Below are 14,440 nucleotides of genomic sequence, written 5' to 3'. Positions count from 1 at the left end.
GACCGGGCGACGCTTCGCTTGTCCGCGATCTGCAGGGAACCGGCAGCAAAACCAGCCACATCGGAGTATCAGGCGCATCCGAGGCAGCCTGTTTTGGGGCCGTTTCGCAGCCCATCGCGGACAAGTCCGCTCCTAAATATCATCTGAGCGTCGCCCGGCCGCTCAAGGGTTCGGATCAACTCGCGGTCGTTACCCCCGATTCACCTCCAAGGTTGAAATACTCGCTCACACCCCCATATGAGTTTGCATCAGGGCATTTTCGCCCCGCAGTGTGGAGACTCTCCCTTGACCACCATCGTTTCAGTGCGCCGCCACGGTAAAGTCGTCATGGCCGGCGACGGCCAGGTTTCCCTGGGCAACACCGTCATGAAAGGCAACGCCAAGAAGGTGCGCCGCCTGTATCACGGAGAAGTGATCGCAGGCTTCGCTGGCGCCACCGCCGATGCATTCACGCTGTTCGAGCGTTTTGAAGCCCAGCTGGAAAAACACCAGGGGCATCTGGTCCGCGCAGCCGTGGAACTGGCCAAGGACTGGCGTACCGATCGCTCCCTGAGTCGCCTTGAAGCCATGCTGGCGGTTGCCAACAAGGATGCCTCGCTGATCATCACCGGCAACGGCGATGTCGTCGAACCCGAGGATGGTTTGATCGCGATGGGCTCCGGCGGTGCATTTGCTCAGGCCGCTGCACGCGCCCTGCTGCTCAAGACCGATCTGTCGGCACGCGAAATCGCCGAGACTTCGCTGCACATCGCTGGCGACATCTGTGTCTTCACCAACCACAACATCACCATTGAGGAGCAGGACCTCGCCGGTTAAGCCCTTGCCGGGCCGCACATGCTGCGGCCCCATTGGCTTTACCGCGCAAGAGGGCCGTGAATAATCATGTCCATGACTCCCCGCGAAATCGTCCACGAACTCGATCGCCATATCATCGGCCAGGACGATGCCAAGCGCGCCGTTGCCATTGCCTTGCGCAATCGCTGGCGCCGTATGCAGCTGCCTGAAGAGCTGCGTGTCGAAGTAACTCCCAAGAACATCCTGATGATCGGCCCGACCGGTGTCGGTAAAACCGAAATTGCGCGTCGGCTGGCCAAGCTCGCCAATGCACCGTTCATCAAGGTTGAAGCGACCAAATTTACCGAAGTTGGCTATGTAGGCCGCGATGTCGAGTCGATCATCCGCGATCTTGCCGACGCGGCGATCAAATTGCTGCGCGAGCAGGAAATCATCAAGGTCCGTCACCGTGCCGAAGATGCTGCCGAGGACCGCATTCTCGATGCCCTGTTGCCGCCTGCGCGTGTCGGCTTCAACGAGGATCAGGCCCAGAGCAACGATTCCAACACCCGCCAGCTGTTCCGCAAGCGCCTGCGTGAAGGCCAGCTGGATGACAAGGAAATCGAACTCGAGATCAACGAAGCCGTTGGTGTCGATATTTCCGCGCCACCCGGCATGGAAGAAATGACCAACCAGCTGCAAAGCCTGTTTGCCAACATGGGCAAAGGCAAGACCAAGAGCCGCAAACTCAAGGTCAAGGACGCACTGAAGCTGGTGCGCGAGGAAGAAGCGGGCCGCCTGGTCAACGAGGAAGAGCTGAAGGCCAAGGCGCTGGAAGCCGTCGAGCAGCACGGCATAGTGTTCATCGACGAAATCGACAAAGTCGCCAAGCGCGGCAATTCCGGTGGCGTCGATGTATCCCGTGAAGGCGTGCAGCGTGATCTGCTGCCGCTGATCGAAGGCTGCACCGTGAATACCAAACTGGGCATGGTCAAGACCGACCACATCCTGTTCATTGCTTCCGGCGCATTCCACCTGAGCAAACCGAGCGATCTGGTGCCTGAACTACAGGGCCGCCTGCCGATTCGTGTCGAGCTCAAGGCTCTTTCGCCGCAGGACTTCGAACGCATTCTCAGCGAGCCGCACGCTTCGCTGACCGAGCAATATCGCGAGCTGCTCAAGACCGAAGGTCTGAAGATCGAGTTCAAGCCCGAGGGCATCAAACGTCTTGCCGAGATCGCTTGGCAAGTTAACGAGAAGACTGAAAACATAGGCGCTCGCCGCCTGCATACGCTGCTTGAGCGCTTGCTGGAAGAGGTGTCGTTCAGCGCCGGTGACCTGGCCATCAACCCGGACGCAGCCACCATCGAAATCGATGCCGAATACGTCAACAGCCACTTGGGCGATCTGGCAGAAAACGAAGACCTGTCCCGCTACATTCTCTAAAACTTCGGCACCAGACGGTAAGTTGAAAGCTGCAAGAGGTCGTTCACTCTTGCAGCTTTTTTGCTTCTGCCTGAAGCTCACAGCTCAACACCCGAGACTGCTTCCCATGCTCCCCACCGCCATCCAGCTGCACAAGGCCTCCAAAACCCTGACGCTGAAGTACGCATCCGGCGAGGAATACCACCTGCCTGCGGAGTTTCTGCGGGTGCACTCTCCGTCTGCCGAAGTTCAGGGGCATGGCAGGCCGATCCTGCAGTTCGGCAAGCTGGGCGTCGGCCTGACCAAGGTCGAGCCGGCTGGCCAATATGCATTGAAACTGACCTTCGACGACGGCCATGACTCAGGACTGTTCACCTGGGACTACCTGTATGAGCTGGGCAGGCGTCAGCAATCCCTGTGGGAAGACTACATTCAGGAATTGCAGAAAGCCGGGAAGTCCCGCGATCCTTCAGAGCAGGTCGTCAAGCTGATGCTTTGAGCCACTCTGCACGCTTTGGAAAAAGCCCGACCTGCTTGGCAGGCCGGGCTTTGATGTTGCAGCTGACTGTCAGGACCGGCTGGCTGGCGTTTCTGGTGCGGACGAAGGTGCGGACGCTGCAGTCGAGCTGTTTGCCGAGGTAGCCGCTGCGGGCTTGGCGGCAGTTTTTCTCGCCGCAGGTTTTTTCGCTGCAGCAGGCTTGGCGGCTGACTTCGCTTTGCTGGCGGTTGCAGTAGCGGCTTTGCTGGCTGCCTGGGCCGGCTTGGCGGCTGTTCTGTTCACGGCCGGCTTGGACGCTGCGGTTTTATCCGCCGTTTTGGCGACAGGCTTGGCGGCGGCCTTGACCAACGGTTTTGCAGCAGCTTTCGGGGCTGGTCTGGGTGCGCTTTTGGGTGCTACAGGCTTGGCGGCGGCAGCACGCGGCGGAACAGGTTTGGCCTTTTGCCCCATCAACTGCTCGATCTGCCGGGTCAGTTGATCGACCTTGCTGTGCAGCTCCTTGACTTCATGGCGGCTTGGTACGCCCAGACGTGAGATAGCGCTGTTCAGACGCTCGTCAAAAGCCCCCTCCAGCTCGTTCCATTTGCCAACCGCAAGGTCTTTGACATTATCGACACGGGACTTGGACTTCTTGCCAGCGTCTTTCACTTCGTCGAGCTGCTTCTGCGCCTCGAGCTTGGTCTTCTTCTCGGCTTTTTCGCCGTCCTTGACCAGCGTCTCGAAGAACTTGCTGCCATCGTTGCTGATCTTGGAATAAGCGCCCAGACCAGCCAGCCAGATTTGCCGAGAGTATTTCTCGACGTCTCCCATCCACGAGCCGCCATCCTTATCAACTTTTTTCTTGCCAGCCATCCTGCTCTCCTTATTGTCCAGACTCGGAACGTTCGAGTCATTTCGACTCAGAGCGTTTGAGGTTTCAGGCCCGACACGTCCCAATAACGCTGTCAGTTAAACGAGCTTAGCAGAGCGCGTGTCTACGTCATGTCCAGACACAATTCGGATGCGATTCAAGAATTTTTCGGCACGCCGGAAGCTGTATCCAGGTGGCCTCAGGCGGCCAGCGCCTTATCCAGCCCGCGTTCGATTTCAGTCTTGATCGGGCCGCTCATGGTCGACAACATGAAGCTCAGCTCTATCTCGATACGAATCATCGCCTCTTCGACTTCGACCTTGCCTTTGGCGCCCTTGCCTTTCAGCATCACGGTATCGCCTGCCCATTCGTGAGCCAGACCATATTTGTCGGTGAGCTTTTGCACCAGTTGCCCGGCCTTCTCGCGGGCCTTTTCCTGGCCCAGAGTATGCGGGCGTTCAACGGTTATCTTGGCCATCGGAGAGTTCCTTGATCGTCTTGTGAAATGCGGCGCAACTATATACATCCGTCCGCATCCAAGAAAGCGTTGCAAGTGAGCCTTGTCAAGACAAAGCCAGCCTTGGCGATTAGAATGACACGCACTCTATTCCGGTGAACGATATGAACGATCAGCGCAAAGGCAGCGATGCCGAACCTACTACTCACTTCGGTTACAAAAACGTACCGGAAAGCCAGAAGGCAGAGAAAGTCGCTGAGGTTTTCCACTCGGTTGCTGCCAAGTACGACCTGATGAACGACCTGCTGTCTGGCGGCATGCACCGCCTCTGGAAACGTTTCGCCATCGAGCTTTCAGGTGTCCGCACCGGCAACCGTGTACTGGACATCGCCGGCGGCACAGGCGATCTGACCCGCAAGTTTTCCAATCTGGTCGGCCCGACTGGCCAGGTGGTTCTGGCAGACATCAATGCCTCCATGCTCAAGGTAGGCCGCGACCGTCTGCTGGATCTGGGCGTGTCGGGCAATGTCGAATTCGTCCAGGCCGATGCCGAAAAGCTGCCGTTTCCAGACAACCATTTCGACTGCGTGACCATTGCCTTCGGCCTGCGCAACGTGACGCACAAGGAAGACGCCCTGCGCTCCATGCTGCGCGTGCTCAAGCCCGGCGGTCGCCTGTTGGTGCTGGAATTCTCCAAACCGACCAGCAAGCTGATGTCCAAGGCTTATGACGCCTACTCGTTCGCGTTCATGCCGTTGATGGGCAAACTGGTCACCAACGACTCTGAAAGCTATCGTTACCTGGCCGAGTCGATTCGTATGCACCCCAATCAGGAAACCCTCAAGTCCATGATGGTAGAAGCCGGGTTTGACCGCGTGACCTATCACAACATGACTGCGGGCGTTGTTGCTCTGCATCGCGGCATCAAACCCTGATGTTGCTTCGGGGGCTGCTCGCCGGCATCGAGCACGGCATCAATCGGGTATTGCGCCTGGACAGCACGGCGCTGCCGCGCATGGCGCGTCTGTCCGGCCGCATCATTGCCGTAGACTGTCGCGACCCGTCCCTGAAAATCTTCATTTTGCCCAGTGACGAAGGCCTGCTACTGGCGGCCGACTGGGCTGCTGACGCCGATTGCACCCTGCGCGCGCCAGCGTCCAGCCTGATGCGTCTTGCCCTGAGCAAGGACAAGACGGCCATACTGCACGGGCCGGATGTCGAGATTGACGGTGACAGCGGTGCCTTGCTCGAACTGGTCGGTATTCTGCAAGACCTGGAGCTGGACTGGGAGCATGAACTGTCCCGCTGGGTTGGCCCGGTCGCCAGCCAGATGTTCGGCAGCCATTTGCGCAATCGGGGGCGTTGGACCCGCGACAGCGTCGCCAGCCTCAGCCAGAACGTTACAGATTACCTGAGCGAAGAATCGCGCGCGCTGGTAGGCAACCACGAAGCCGAAGCCCGATTTGCCGAGCTCGATCAGATGAAAATGGATCTGGAACGTCTCGAGGCGCGCTTTGCACGCCTTGCCCACTCCCTCAATACCAGCGATAACGCATGAAGCTGCTTGCCGTCCGACGTCTGTTTCGCATTCAACGTGTCGTTATTCGCTATCGCCTCGATGACCTGTTGTTCGCCTTGCCCCTGCCGTGGTGGATGCTCGCGGTACGTTTCGTGCTGCCCTGGCGCTGGCTGCCGCGGCGCAAGTCCGAGCTGAACCGTGGCGTGCGCTTTCGTCTCGCCCTGCAAGACCTGGGGCCGATCTTCATCAAGTTCGGGCAATTGCTGTCGACCCGGCGCGATCTGCTGCCAGAGGACATTGCCGATGAGCTGATGCTGCTGCAGGACCGCGTGCCGCCGTTCGACCAGCAATTGGCGATCAAGCTGATCGAAGAGCAACTGGGCGCACGCATCTGTGATGTATTCAGCCGTTTCGACGAAACACCACTGGCCTCCGCCTCAGTAGCACAGGTGCATGCCGCCTGCCTGAAGACCGGCGAAGAAGTCGTGGTCAAGGTCGTGCGTCCGGGGCTCAAACCGATCATCGGCCAGGACTTGGCGTGGCTGTTCATTCTTGCCCGCATGGCCGAACGCGTGTCTGCCGATGCGCGCCTGCTGCACCCGGTGCAGGTGGTGATGGATTACGAAAAAACCATCTACGACGAACTGGACCTGCTGCGCGAAGCAGCCAACTCCAGTCAGTTGCGACGCAATTTCGAAGGCTCCGACCTGCTCTACGTGCCCCAGGTGTACTGGGACTGGTGCCGCCCTAAGGTGCTGGTCATGGAGCGCATCTACGGCCTGCAGGTGACCGACATGGCCGGCCTGGCCGACCAGCGCACGGACATGAAACTGCTGGCCGAGCGTGGCGTGGAAATCTTTTTCACGCAGATCTTTCGCGACAGCTTCTTTCACGCCGACATGCATCCCGGCAATATTTTCATCAGCACGGTCAACCCGTGGGCCCCGAAATACATTGCCATCGACTGCGGTATCGTCGGCAGCCTGACCCCGGAAGATCAGGATTATCTGGCGCGCAACCTGTTTGCCTTCTTCAAACGGGATTATCGTCGGGTTGCGCAGTTGCACATCGACTCGGGCTGGGTACCGGCAGAGACCAAGCTCAATGAGTTCGAAGCGGCGATCCGCACGGTCTGCGAGCCGATTTTCGAGAAGCCACTGAAGGATATTTCCTTCGGTCAGGTGCTGATGCGTCTGTTCCAGACCGCGCGCCGCTTCAATATGGAAGTGCAGCCACAGCTGGTGCTGCTGCAGAAGACGCTGCTCAATATCGAGGGGCTGGGTCGCCAACTGTATCCCGAACTGGACCTCTGGAGCACCGCGCAGCCTTATCTGGAGCGCTGGATGCGTGAGCGGGTCAGCCCCAAAACGCTGCTCGGCAACCTGCAGTCACAAGTCGAGCAACTGCCGCATATCGCGGGCATGACCCGTGACCTGCTGGAGCGCATGTCCCGCCCTCATGCGTCCGATCCGCCACGCCCCTGGCACGACCGCAAAGACGAACCTATCCTGCGGCTCATCGGTGCGGCCCTGCTGGTGGGTGGCGCGATACAGGGCTGGGTGATGAGCGAGGCTGCCACACAGTTGCTGACGCTTACCGCCTGGCCTGCGGCGATCATGCTGGTCGCCGGCCTGTATCTGATCGTTCGCCGATAGCCAGCAGCGTATGGCGCTGGCACACTGTTCAATCCGCCGGGCCTGAAGTCCGGCTGCCGGAGTAGATATGAAAGACTGGCTGGACGAGATTCACTGGAACAGCGACGGTCTGGTGCCTGCAATCGCTCAGGATCACAAGACCGGACGGGTACTGATGATGGCCTGGATGAACCGCGAGGCGCTGAGCCTTACGGCCTCCGAGAATCGTGCAATCTATTGGTCGCGTTCACGTGGCAAACTCTGGCGCAAGGGTGAAGAATCAGGTCATGTACAAAAGCTCCATGAACTGCGCCTCGACTGTGACGCCGATGTCATTATCCTGATGGTCGAGCAGATCGGCGGCATCGCGTGCCACACCGGACGCGAAAGTTGCTTCTACCGGGTGTACGAAAATTCGGAGTGGAAGACCGTAGACCCGGTCTTGAAAGATCCTGATGCCATTTACCACGCAGGCCACTGACCATGACTGATACGTTGTCTCGCCTGGCCGAGGTGCTGGAATCACGCAAGGACGCCGCTGCCGACAGTTCTTATGTCGCAAGCCTGTACCACAAGGGCCTGAACAAGATTCTCGAAAAGCTCGGTGAAGAGTCGATCGAGACCATCATTGCCGCAAAGGATGCTGCTGTCAGTGGTGATTGCAGTGACGTGATCTATGAAACCGCTGACCTGTGGTTTCACAGCATGGTGATGCTTGCCGCGCTGGGTCAGCACCCACAGGCCGTGCTCGATGAGCTGGACCGCCGCTTCGGCTTGTCCGGCCACGCGGAAAAAGCCGCACGCACGGCAGATTAACGCTCTCTCCTTTCAAGCTTGAAATCTTTTACGAGGACTGTTTCATGGGTATTTTTGACTGGAAACACTGGATCGTCATCCTGATCGTCGTAGTGCTGGTTTTCGGGACCAAGAAACTCAAGGGTCTGGGCAGCGATGTCGGTGAATCGATCAAAGGCTTTCGCAAGGCCATGCATGAAGACGACAAGCCGGAAGAACAACCTGCGCCTCAGCCACAACAGGCACAGCCCACTCCTCAAGGCTCGCCTTTAAATCAGCCGCACACCATCGACGCTCAGGCGCACAAAGTCGACGAGCCGCTCCGCAAAGATCAGGTTTAAGCCCATGTTCGGTATCAGCTTCTCTGAACTGCTGCTCGTCGGCCTGGTTGCCTTGCTGGTACTGGGTCCCGAGCGCCTGCCGGGTGCTGCACGCACCGCAGGCTTATGGATCGGTCGGTTGAAGCGCAGCTTCAATGCGATCAAACAGGAAGTTGAGCGTGAAATCGGTGCCGACGAGATTCGTCGGCAATTGCACAACGAGCACATCGTTTCGCTTGAAGACGAAGCGCGCAAGATGTTCTCCCATAATCAGCAACCAGGGACCACTTCGGATCCTGTAAGCCCGGCATCGACACCGGTGCAGACAGAATCCGCAGCCCCCGCACCTCAGCACATTGGTCCCGCAGAACCAGCGCTGCCTGAAACAGGGCTGTCGCTCGATAAAACCGCGAAGCCAGCCGATGCGTCTGCACCGCCTCCGACGCCTCCCGCCCACGATTCGTCATTGCCACCACGAGCCCCATGAGCGCTGATATCCCGGAAAACGATCAGCAGATGCCGCTGATCTCGCACCTCACCGAGCTGCGTACACGTCTGTTGCGCTGTGTTGCGGCAGTATTTCTGATTTTTGCCGGTCTGTTCTACTTCACGCAGAAGATCTACACCCTGGTCTCGGCGCCGTTGCGGGTCTATCTGCCTGAAGGCGCAACGATGATCGCCACCGATGTGGCCTCTCCGTTCATCACGCCGTTCAAGCTGACCATGATGGTCGCGCTGTTCCTTTCCATGCCGGTTATCCTGCACCAGATCTGGGGTTTCATCGCGCCGGGCCTGTACAAGCATGAAAAGCGCGTGGCCATTCCGCTGCTGGTCTCGAGCATTATCCTGTTCTACGCAGGCATGGCGTTCGCGTACTTTCTGGTCTTCCCGATCATCTTCCACTTCTTCGCCAGCGTGACGCCCGAAGGCGTGTCGATGATGACCGACATTGCCAGCTATCTCGATTTCGTGATGACACTGTTCTTCGCTTTCGGCGTGGCCTTTGAAATCCCGGTGGCGGTGGTATTGCTGGTCTGGATCGGCATCGTCGACGTCAAATACCTGAAGAAGATCCGTCCTTACGTGGTCATTGGTTGCTTTGTGGTCGGCATGATCCTGACCCCGCCAGACATCTTCTCGCAAACGCTGTTGGCCGTGCCGATGTGGCTGTTGTTCGAACTGGGCGTGCTGTGCAGCACGATGATCAAGAAGCGCGGCGAACATCCGGACGATCAGGCCGAAGACGCCGACAAGCAAGACCAGCCGCCCGCGACCACTCCGTGAACCTGCTGCTGCTTGAGGAGGCCGATTTCATTGCGGCCGACCGGGTCATCCTGCGTGACCGACGACTCAAGCACATGCAGGAGGTGCATCGGGCCGAGGTTGGCGATAGCCTGCGTGTCGGTCGTATCGACGGCCTGCTGGGCAGTGCCGAATTGCTGCGCCTTGAACCCCATGAAGCAGAACTGCGTGTCGTCCTGAACGCCGCACCTCCCGCAAAGCTCCCACTGACACTACTGCTGGCGCTGCCGCGCCCCAAGATGCTGCGTAGAGTGTTCCAGACCATTGCGACCATGGGTGTACCCAAAGTCGTCCTGATGAACAGCTATCGGGTTGAAAAGAGCTTTTGGCAAACGCCTTTTCTGGAACCCGAAGCCATCCGCGAGCAGCTGATTCTGGGGCTGGAGCAGGCGCGCGATTGTGTACTGCCCGAGATCGTGATCGAGAAGCGCTTCAAACCCTTTGTCGAAGACCGGCTGCCGCAAATGGCGGCCAATACACTGGGCCTGGTCGGACATCCCGGCGACTTCCCTGCCTGCCCGCGCGCTGTCACACAGCCCGTGACGCTGGCCATCGGCCCCGAGGGCGGATGGATACCCTACGAGATCGACCTGTTGCAGAAGTCCGGCTTGCAGCCTGTGCAACTGGGAGAACGCATCCTGCGCGTCGAAACCGCTGTCACCGCCCTTCTGGCCCGTTTGTTCTAGGCGCTATAGCGTTCCCGCCCTGCTTCAGTTAGCTGAAGCGCAGCCGATGCATGTGGAACTATAACGAATAGACAAAGGAGCAGTCATGTCCCGTGGGTTATCTGGAAGCCTCGCCAATGCGAGCGTCAGTCTTAAATTGGCAGGTGGCTTCGGCCTCGTTCTGTTGATGACCATAATGATCTCGGCAATTGGCTGGTTCAGCAATCAGACCTTGATAGATCGCGGTGACCGGGTGACTGCCATCGGCAAGGTCAACGAGCTGACCCTTCAATTGCGCATCAACCGCATGCGCTACGAGGATTTGTTTAACGCAGAAGCCGCCGCGGCAGTAAGAACCAGCCTTGATCAACTCGACGCTGCCCTTGGAGCTGCCAGAAACCTGCTGCGCTCCCCTGAAAACATTCAGCTTCTGGATCGCCAGATTCAAACGACCCGTGATTATCGCCAGTCTTTCAAAGACATGACCGACGCTATTGCCATCCGTGAAACCAGCCGCACGCAAATGGGCGCCAATGCCGACAAGGCGGTGGCCCAGGCCGACAAGGTGGAAGCCGAACTGCTCAAGGCGAACGACATTCTCGCCTTCAACGGTATCGTTGGTGTCAGCAAGCTGATTCAGCAGGCACGCTTCCAGGTTCGCGGCTACACCTACAGTGGCCGTCCCGATTTTGAAAAGAACGCCAATCAGGCGATTGACGAAGCCATCACCGGGATCAATACCCTGGCCGGTGACATTTCTTCCGACTACACGCCATTGCTGCAACAGGCAGTCTTGGGCCTCAAGGGCTATCGCGAAGCGGTGGGGCAATATCGCGACTCGCAGGCTGCGAGCACAGCTGCGCTGGACAAGATGACCGCGCAGGGCACAGAAATGCTGGCCGTAAGCAACGACCTGATCGCCAGGCAAAACAAAAGCCGCAATATCGACAGCGAAAAGTCAGTGATGATGATCGTGGTTGCCACCGTTCTGGCATTGGTGCTGAGCATACTGGCTGCCTGGGTCATCACCCGCCAGATCACTACGCCACTCCAGGAGACCCTCGAGGTCGTGGAGCGTGTCGCCGCGGGTGACTTGAGCCGCAACCTGCGGGTTGATCGCAAGGATGAACTGGGCAGACTGCAAAGCACCATTCAGCGCATGACCGTCAGCCTGCGCGAGCTGGTGGGCGGTATTCGCGATGGCGTGACGCAAATTGCCAGTGCCGCAGAAGAACTGTCGGCGGTGACCGAGCAGACCAGCGCCGGGGTCAACAGCCAGAAGGTCGAAACCGATCAGGTGGCCACGGCCATGCACGAAATGACCGCCACAGTGCAGGAAGTTGCACGAAATGCCGAAGAGGCCTCGGAAGCAGCCGTTGCCGCCGACCAGCAAGCCCGCGACGGCGAACGTGTGGTCAACGAGGCGATTGCGCAGATCGAACGTCTTGCAGTAGCCGTGGCTAACTCCAGCGAAGCGATGGGCGCCCTGAAACAGGAAAGCAGCCAGATCGGCAGCGTGCTGGACGTGATCAAATCGGTCGCCGAGCAAACCAACCTGTTGGCCCTGAACGCCGCCATCGAGGCCGCCCGCGCCGGAGAGGCTGGCCGCGGTTTTGCCGTGGTCGCCGACGAAGTACGCAGTCTGGCGCAACGAACCCAGAAATCCACCGAAGAAATCGAAGCACTGATCGCTCGTCTGCAAAGCGGCACGCAGCAAGCCGCGACGGTCATGGACAGCAGCCGCGAGTTGAGCGCCAGCAGCGTGGAACTGACCCGCCGGGCCGGCGGATCGCTGGAGAACATCACCAGAACCGTTTCGGCGATTCAGGCCATGAACCAGCAGATCGCGGCCGCAGCCGAACAGCAAAGCGCCACGGCTGAAGAGATCAATCGCAGCATCATCAATGTGCGCGATGTCTCTGAGCAGACTTCGGCCGCCAGTGAAGAAACAGCAGCTTCCAGCGTCGAGCTGGCAAGACTGGGCAACCATCTTCAGTTGCTGGTCAGCCGCTTCACCGTCTGATAATCAACTGCCAGACCCGCGCTGCGCAATGGCGCGGGTCTTTCCCATCGGCTAAACGTGACGCCCGTCACCGCTGCCTTCTGCTCGGAAATCTCCTACGACCTTCTCAGGTCACACAATGGATCGCCATGCCGATGCGCTCACAACGCACGTCCTGACTCGCTCGGGACCTGCTTTTGTTAGCTCATTTGCAGGAGATTCCAATGTTCCGACTGATCAATCAAGCACTCGGCAACATGAACGTCAGGTTCAAGTTGTCACTGGGTTTCGGCCTGGTGCTGCTACTGACGCTGATCATCACGTTTACCGGGTGGTATGGCCTGTACACGATGATTGACCGATCCGAGTCGCTTTCCGATGTTGCCCAGCTCACCAGCCTGACCAAGGATTTGCGCGCCGAACGGATCATCGATCGTGTACAGAAAACGCCGGAGACAAGCGCTCAGGTGACAAGAAAAATCGATGAAATGAAGACCCATCTGACATCGCTGCACCGGCAGAGCACCGAGCCGGCAACAATGACCCTGCTCAACGAGCAGCTTCAGACGGTGAGCGAACTGGAGAAATCATTCGCCGACGTACGTATCAATCGACAAACCCGAGAGCAAATACGCCAGCACCTGGATCAGAAATCAGAGCAAGCCTCGCAAGCCGTTGCGCAGGTCGAAGCTGAAGTGCTCAAGGGCGTAAGCCAGGAGCAGGAAAGCAGCGAGCGAATGGAGGAATTCACCAACATATCGCAGCTGAGGCAGCAGATTCAGGTTGCGCGTTATCAGGTGCAGACCTACACATTCACTACCAACGATGCCGATGAGGCCGCCGCCATCAACGCCATCGACGAAGCGCTAAAGGAAGTCGAGGAGATAGCCAGGGACCAGCGTAAAGACCAGCTTCAAGGTCTGACACCTGCGTCGAAAGCGCTGAAGGACTACCGGGACAGCCTGAACAACTTCAAACAGATACAGACCAAAGCCGAGGCTGATCAGCAGTCCATGGAAGTCCTCGGGGAGAAACTGCTGGAATCGGTAGCGACACTGACCCGCCTGCAAACTGCGCAACGTGACAGCGAGGCGGCAAACGCCAGGACTACCCTCACCAGCATTGCGGCTCTGGCGCTACTGATTGGATTGACGGCCGCCTGGATCATGACCCGGCAGATCACCATTCCCTTGCAGCAGACCCTGGTGGTGGCAGCACGAATCGCTCAGGGCGATCTAAGTCAGGATATGTCGGTCACACGCCATGATGAAATGGGTCAGCTGCAGCGCAGCATGCAGGCCATGACTGTCAGCCTGCGCGGTTTGATCGGCGGAATCAGCGATGGTGTATCGCAAATCGCCAGCGCAGCCGAACAGCTTTCGGCCGTTACAGAACAGACATGCGCCGGGGTCAACAGCCAAAAAGATGAGACCGATCAAGTGGCCACTGCCATGAACCAGATGGCGGCCACTGTGCAGGAAGTGGCGCGCAATGCGCAAAATGCATCGCAGGCTGCAGTGCAGGCGGATAAACAGGCGCGCAGCGGCGATGAGGTCGTCGGCAAGGCCATTGCGCAGATCGAGCAACTGGCTCGCGAAGTGGCAAACTCTACTCAGTCAATGAACCAGCTCAAGCAAGAAAGCGGCAAGATCGTAGGTGTTCTTGACGTGATCAAATCCGTTTCGCAGCAAACCAACCTGCTGGCACTGAACGCCGCCATCGAAGCCGCTCGTGCAGGGGAAGCCGGGCGCGGGTTTGCCGTGGTCGCTGATGAAGTGCGCGGCCTGGCGCAACGCACACAGAAGTCCACCGAAGAAATCGAAGAGCTGATCGCCGCCCTGCAAACCGGCACCCAGCAGGTTGCAACCACACTCGACAATAGCCGCACTTTGACTGACAACACCGTCGAGCTGAGCCGCCGCGCGGGCAGTGCCCTGGAGGAGATCACATGCACCGTTGCCTCTATCCAGCTCATGAATGAACAGATCGCCACGGCCAGCGAAGAACAAAGTGTGGTGGCCGAACAGATCAATCGTAACGTGATCAGCGTCCGCGACATCTCGGAGCAAACCGCTGCCGCCAGCGAAGAAACAGCAGCCTCCAGCGTCGAACTGGCCAGGCTGGGCACCCATCTGCAAGGGTTGGTGGGGAAATTCAGAGTGAGCTGAACGCCACTGCTGTGGCCACGTCAGTGCCGT

At 58.7% G+C, this 14,440-nt stretch carries 16 protein-coding genes and 2 pseudogenes; 16 read left to right on the top strand and 2 right to left on the bottom strand.

All coding sequences use genetic code 11. The annotated features are described in order from the left end of the window. The first annotated feature begins 285 nt into the window (after positions 1–285). The 3 genes from hslV (at position 286) to ALO43_RS03600 (ending at position 2,698) form a co-directional block, all read left to right on the top strand. Entirely contained in the window at positions 286–816 is a 531-nt protein-coding gene (gene hslV, locus ALO43_RS03610) for an ATP-dependent protease subunit HslV (RefSeq protein WP_003392345.1), read from the top strand. 66 nt (positions 817–882) lie between these two features. After that, positions 883–2,220 carry an ATP-dependent protease ATPase subunit HslU gene (hslU, locus tag ALO43_RS03605; RefSeq protein WP_024668730.1) on the top strand — a complete coding sequence of 446 codons (1,338 nt, stop codon included), beginning with the start codon at positions 883–885 and terminating at the stop codon, positions 2,218–2,220. A gap of 106 nt (positions 2,221–2,326) precedes the next feature. After that, complete coding sequence (locus ALO43_RS03600) at positions 2,327–2,698, top strand: gamma-butyrobetaine hydroxylase family protein (protein WP_005888187.1); 372 nt, start codon at positions 2,327–2,329, stop codon at positions 2,696–2,698. A 69-nt stretch (positions 2,699–2,767) separates the two neighbouring features. Here the strand turns inward: ALO43_RS03600 and ALO43_RS03595 are convergent, their stop codons facing one another. Beyond that, positions 2,768–3,550 carry a phasin family protein gene (locus ALO43_RS03595; protein ID WP_053931633.1) on the bottom strand — a complete coding sequence of 261 codons (783 nt, stop codon included), beginning with the start codon at positions 3,548–3,550 and terminating at the stop codon, positions 2,768–2,770. Positions 3,551–3,747: 197 nt separating this feature from the next. After that, positions 3,748–4,026, bottom strand: a complete 279-nt coding sequence (locus ALO43_RS03590; RefSeq protein ID WP_054997115.1) for a polyhydroxyalkanoic acid system family protein — start codon at positions 4,024–4,026, stop codon at positions 3,748–3,750. A gap of 143 nt (positions 4,027–4,169) precedes the next feature. On the opposite strand from ALO43_RS03590, the gene ubiE reads away from it, so the two are divergent. From ubiE to ALO43_RS32000, 13 genes and pseudogenes are all read left to right on the top strand, one after another. Continuing rightward, positions 4,170–4,940, top strand: a complete 771-nt coding sequence (ubiE, locus tag ALO43_RS03585) for a bifunctional demethylmenaquinone methyltransferase/2-methoxy-6-polyprenyl-1,4-benzoquinol methylase UbiE (RefSeq protein WP_005888184.1) — start codon at positions 4,170–4,172, stop codon at positions 4,938–4,940. Beyond that, positions 4,940–5,563 carry a ubiquinone biosynthesis accessory factor UbiJ gene (locus tag ALO43_RS03580; protein ID WP_054997114.1) on the top strand — a complete coding sequence of 208 codons (624 nt, stop codon included), beginning with the start codon at positions 4,940–4,942 and terminating at the stop codon, positions 5,561–5,563. The genes ubiE and ALO43_RS03580 overlap by 1 nt, the downstream gene beginning before the upstream one ends. Further along, positions 5,560–7,179 (top strand): ubiquinone biosynthesis regulatory protein kinase UbiB, encoded by a 1,620-nt coding sequence (ubiB, locus tag ALO43_RS03575; protein ID WP_005888182.1) that lies wholly within the window; start codon positions 5,560–5,562, stop codon positions 7,177–7,179. Before ALO43_RS03580 ends, ubiB begins: the two co-directional genes overlap by 4 nt. A 67-nt stretch (positions 7,180–7,246) precedes the next feature. Beyond that, a complete protein-coding gene (gene hisI, locus ALO43_RS03570; protein ID WP_024668727.1) occupies positions 7,247–7,639 on the top strand; it encodes a phosphoribosyl-AMP cyclohydrolase in 393 nt (130 codons plus the stop codon). Between the two features lie 2 nt (positions 7,640–7,641). After that, positions 7,642–7,974: a phosphoribosyl-ATP diphosphatase gene (locus ALO43_RS03565; RefSeq protein ID WP_024668726.1), complete on the top strand. Its 333-nt coding sequence runs from the start codon at positions 7,642–7,644 to the stop codon at positions 7,972–7,974. Between the two features lie 44 nt (positions 7,975–8,018). Then, on the top strand, positions 8,019–8,294 hold the full coding sequence (locus ALO43_RS03560; protein WP_024668725.1) for a twin-arginine translocase TatA/TatE family subunit: 276 nt from the start codon (positions 8,019–8,021) through the stop codon (positions 8,292–8,294). Positions 8,295–8,298: 4 nt separating this feature from the next. After that, the gene (gene tatB, locus ALO43_RS03555) at positions 8,299–8,760 is read left to right on the top strand and encodes a Sec-independent protein translocase protein TatB (RefSeq protein WP_005888177.1); all 462 of its coding nucleotides are present in this window, start codon (positions 8,299–8,301) and stop codon (positions 8,758–8,760) included. Further along, complete coding sequence (gene tatC, locus ALO43_RS03550; RefSeq protein ID WP_005888175.1) at positions 8,757–9,557, top strand: twin-arginine translocase subunit TatC; 801 nt, start codon at positions 8,757–8,759, stop codon at positions 9,555–9,557. The genes tatB and tatC overlap by 4 nt, the downstream gene beginning before the upstream one ends. Continuing rightward, entirely contained in the window at positions 9,554–10,261 is a 708-nt protein-coding gene (locus ALO43_RS03545) for a 16S rRNA (uracil(1498)-N(3))-methyltransferase (RefSeq protein ID WP_024668724.1), read from the top strand. Before tatC ends, ALO43_RS03545 begins: the two co-directional genes overlap by 4 nt. 85 nt (positions 10,262–10,346) lie before the next feature. Continuing rightward, positions 10,347–11,408: pseudogene (locus ALO43_RS32320) on the top strand (methyl-accepting chemotaxis protein); the annotation flags it as partial. Further along, entirely contained in the window at positions 11,400–12,263 is an 864-nt protein-coding gene (locus ALO43_RS32315) for a methyl-accepting chemotaxis protein (RefSeq protein WP_454203642.1), read from the top strand. The pseudogene ALO43_RS32320 and the gene ALO43_RS32315, both read left to right, overlap by 9 nt. A gap of 203 nt (positions 12,264–12,466) precedes the next feature. Next, a pseudogene (locus tag ALO43_RS32005) lies at positions 12,467–13,549 on the top strand (methyl-accepting chemotaxis protein); the annotation flags it as partial. Further along, positions 13,535–14,410, top strand: a complete 876-nt coding sequence (locus tag ALO43_RS32000; protein ID WP_371903647.1) for a methyl-accepting chemotaxis protein — start codon at positions 13,535–13,537, stop codon at positions 14,408–14,410. The pseudogene ALO43_RS32005 and the gene ALO43_RS32000, both read left to right, overlap by 15 nt. Positions 14,411–14,440 lie beyond the last annotated feature (30 nt).

It is taken from the genome of Pseudomonas tremae (genome assembly GCF_001401155.1).
In the GTDB taxonomy this organism is placed as follows: domain Bacteria; phylum Pseudomonadota; class Gammaproteobacteria; order Pseudomonadales; family Pseudomonadaceae; genus Aquipseudomonas; species Aquipseudomonas tremae.
This window is presented reverse-complemented; position numbering and strand designations above follow the sequence as displayed.

Excerpts from the sequence above, each read along its gene's own strand:
- hslU (WP_024668730.1), top strand. The coding sequence starts at position 883 with ATGTCCATGACTCCCCGCGAAATCGTCCACGAACTCGATCGCCATATC.
- ALO43_RS03600 (WP_005888187.1), top strand. The coding sequence starts at position 2,327 with ATGCTCCCCACCGCCATCCAGCTGCACAAGGCCTCCAAAACCCTGACG.
- ALO43_RS03595 (WP_053931633.1), bottom strand. The coding sequence starts at position 3,550 with ATGGCTGGCAAGAAAAAAGTTGATAAGGATGGCGGCTCGTGGATGGGA.
- ALO43_RS03590 (WP_054997115.1), bottom strand. The coding sequence starts at position 4,026 with ATGGCCAAGATAACCGTTGAACGCCCGCATACTCTGGGCCAGGAAAAG.
- ubiE (WP_005888184.1), top strand. The coding sequence starts at position 4,170 with ATGAACGATCAGCGCAAAGGCAGCGATGCCGAACCTACTACTCACTTC.
- ALO43_RS03580 (WP_054997114.1), top strand. The coding sequence starts at position 4,940 with ATGTTGCTTCGGGGGCTGCTCGCCGGCATCGAGCACGGCATCAATCGG.
- ubiB (WP_005888182.1), top strand. The coding sequence starts at position 5,560 with ATGAAGCTGCTTGCCGTCCGACGTCTGTTTCGCATTCAACGTGTCGTT.
- hisI (WP_024668727.1), top strand. The coding sequence starts at position 7,247 with ATGAAAGACTGGCTGGACGAGATTCACTGGAACAGCGACGGTCTGGTG.
- ALO43_RS03565 (WP_024668726.1), top strand. The coding sequence starts at position 7,642 with ATGACTGATACGTTGTCTCGCCTGGCCGAGGTGCTGGAATCACGCAAG.
- ALO43_RS03560 (WP_024668725.1), top strand. The coding sequence starts at position 8,019 with ATGGGTATTTTTGACTGGAAACACTGGATCGTCATCCTGATCGTCGTA.
- tatB (WP_005888177.1), top strand. The coding sequence starts at position 8,299 with ATGTTCGGTATCAGCTTCTCTGAACTGCTGCTCGTCGGCCTGGTTGCC.
- tatC (WP_005888175.1), top strand. The coding sequence starts at position 8,757 with ATGAGCGCTGATATCCCGGAAAACGATCAGCAGATGCCGCTGATCTCG.
- ALO43_RS32315 (WP_454203642.1), top strand. The coding sequence starts at position 11,400 with ATGACCGTCAGCCTGCGCGAGCTGGTGGGCGGTATTCGCGATGGCGTG.
- ALO43_RS32000 (WP_371903647.1), top strand. The coding sequence starts at position 13,535 with ATGCAGGCCATGACTGTCAGCCTGCGCGGTTTGATCGGCGGAATCAGC.